Source organism: Methylobacterium sp. J-067, assembly GCF_022829465.1.
Lineage (GTDB): Bacteria > Pseudomonadota > Alphaproteobacteria > Rhizobiales > Beijerinckiaceae > Methylobacterium > Methylobacterium litchii.
Genome location: NZ_JAKSXZ010000066.1, coordinates 1 through 1848, shown reverse-complemented (window position 1 = coordinate 1848; position 1848 = coordinate 1). Strand labels below are relative to the sequence as shown.

2 protein-coding genes are annotated in these 1848 nt (G+C 60.4%); one reads left to right on the top strand and one right to left on the bottom strand.

The window, feature by feature from the left end:
- On the bottom strand, positions 1-881 hold an 881-nt coding region (locus MKK52_RS07105), incomplete at its 3' end, for a CHASE3 domain-containing protein (protein ID WP_243953124.1).
- A 708-nt stretch (positions 882-1589) separates the two neighbouring features.
- On the opposite strand from MKK52_RS07105, the gene MKK52_RS07100 reads away from it, so the two are divergent.
- Positions 1590-1847: a hypothetical protein gene (locus tag MKK52_RS07100; protein ID WP_243953123.1), complete on the top strand. Its 258-nt coding sequence runs from the start codon at positions 1590-1592 to the stop codon at positions 1845-1847.
- Position 1848 lies beyond the last annotated feature (1 nt).

Below are 1848 nucleotides of genomic sequence, written 5' to 3'. Positions count from 1 at the left end.
GCGAACTGCTCCTCGACGGAGGCCGCCTGTTCCTGCGCCGAGGCGCGGATCTCGGCCGCCGCCGCGTTGAGGTCCGCCGTCGCCGCCCGATTGGAGCGAGCGAGATCGGCAAGACCGGCCACCATCATGTTGAGGCCGCGCTTCAGGCGCCCGATCTCGTTATGGCCACCGTCCGCGAGGGTGGTGGAAAGGTCGCCTTCCCCGACATGCTCGACGAAGGCCATCACACGCTCAAGCGGTCGCACGATCAAACGGTTGATGGCAGCTCCGATCCCGAGGCAGATCAACAGCGTCAGCAACGTACCTATCCAGAGGGCGAGGCTCTCGTTGCGCTCGGCCCGGGCGACCCGAACTGCCTGTGCCGCTCGTGTTTGCTCTTCCAAACCAGCGATGGCAGCTAGCTTCCCACGCAGGACATCGAAGAACTGCTTCCCCCTACCCTCAGCCTCAATGCGAACCGCGTCCGGCCTTGTTGCTGGGCTAGCCGCCTCGCGTATGGCTGTTTCGCCGATATCGGTCTGCCAAGTTCGGGCCGCCTTCACCGCATCGACCAAGAGGCGTGACCGTTCAACATCCCCACCGATCAAGGTCTGGAGCTGGGTAATCGTCTCATCCAGAGCCGGTCTCCCCCATCGGTAGGGCTCCAAGCTGCTCTCGCGCCCGGTGATCAGGTAGCCGCGCAGGCCGGTCTCCTGATTGAGCATGGCGGTTCGGAAGGCATCGAGCCCACGAATGACCTGCGTCGAGCGATCCAAGGCGTCGTTCGCATCCTGCAACTGCTGACGGGTGAGCAGAACCGCCCCGCTGCTGAGGATAGACACCAATGCGATGACACCGATGGCGCCGCCTAGCGTCCGGTTGAGACCAAACGTGTTTGGCATGATCGGCTCTTCTCGGTCAGACCTACGGGCAGCGCTGTGCACCGCAGCGGTAATGGAAAAGCTTCGATAGCGCCCAAACCGAATGGAGGCGAGCCGTGCAACACTATGGGACTTGCTAGCTGGAACCTCGGCCTGCCGCGCGTACGTATCCGAAGCGTTCGCGACACCGCACGGTTCGCAGCGGTTGAGCCCGTGACGACAGGCAGATCAGGACGCCCGACCTCAATATCGAATAATTCGGTGATGAAAGAACCAAACGGGCGCGTAAAAACCTGAACGGGACAAAATCCGCAAACCATGCTACGCATAAATCATAATTCGTCAGAGGCCACGATATGGCTAAGCCTGATGTCGTAGATCGAAATTTGGCAATCGCCCGTGAGCTACGGATAACTGTCGAGGAAACGCGACGAGCCTTGCAAGTCGCGCATGACCTCGTCCAACGCTCACGTCGGCAAACGCAAGCTTTGGTGAAGCCGGACCATGAGCATGCAGTGGGGACAGATTGCGCTGCTCCTTCCGAGCTTCTGGTCGAATGCCTCCTCGAAGCCTACGAACTTGCTGAAGATGAGGGGGAACCCCAAACCTGTGCACTGATCAGTCAGGTCCTGATGCATGTTGGCCGTCGCATCGCGCGGGGTATCGGTCCGAGTGCGACGAAAATTACTGTGCATTGATTGTAGGTGAAGCATCAGCGGAGGTGCCCTGATGTACGACGATGGCGACGCCCCGGACTATGAGAACAACGAGCACCTTACGCGTATCGCTGGCGTTCTGGGTGTACCAGTTGCCCGCTTCTTCGCCACTGGACCGTTGCGCTTCTCGGGGCAAATGGGAGCGGCAGCCTCTCGCGAAGAGATGACGGAAGCTCTGGCAGTGATGCGTCTGTACCTGCGATTGCAGAGCCCCGAGGCACGCGCACGCTGTATCACGTTTATCACCGAGGAACTCCTGCGCGATAGGTGAT

What these genes read in the sequence shown, in the direction of transcription:
- MKK52_RS07100 (WP_243953123.1), top strand. Translation starts at nt 1,590, where the DNA reads ATGTACGACGATGGCGACGCCCCGGACTATGAGAACAACGAGCACCTT.